The following is a 424-nucleotide window of genomic DNA, read 5'->3' as shown; positions in this document are numbered from 1 at the left end:
CCCATACCGTTGCCGGTGCCAGCCGCCGCATGCAGGTTGACGAAGGCCGGGCGGCCGCTGGCCAGGGCGAAGCCATCGGCCATGCCGACCACCGCGCCCTCGTGCAGGCCGAGGATGTAGCGGAAATCCTCGGGGAAGTCCTTGAGGAACGGCAGCTCGTTGGAGCCGGGGTTGCCGAAGACGGTGGTCAGGCCGTGGCGACGGAGGATCTCGTAAGACGCGGAATGGACGGTTTTCATGCAGGCCTTCAAGCTCGTTTCCTGGATCTGCGCTACTGTTGCAGCCGCTCGATAATCAATCAAATCGATACTCTTTCTATAAAAAATAGAACTGGTCTATATGAGTCCGATCGATCTCAACCTGATCCGCACCTTCGTCACCCTCTACGAAGCCGGCAGCGTGACCCTCGCCGCGGAGCGCCTGT

At 60.6% G+C, this 424-nt stretch carries 1 protein-coding gene; it reads right to left on the bottom strand.

The window, feature by feature from the left end; translation table 11 throughout:
- Nucleotides 1-302 (bottom strand): thiamine pyrophosphate-binding protein (locus tag FLP08_RS17115; protein ID WP_238388517.1); only part of this gene is annotated, 302 nt, incomplete at its 3' end.
- Between the last annotated feature and the right edge of the window lie 122 nt (nucleotides 303-424).

The sequence above is a fragment of the Christiangramia aestuarii genome, assembly GCF_009735585.1.
Lineage (GTDB): Bacteria > Bacteroidota > Bacteroidia > Flavobacteriales > Flavobacteriaceae > Christiangramia > Christiangramia aestuarii.
This window is presented reverse-complemented; position numbering and strand designations above follow the sequence as displayed.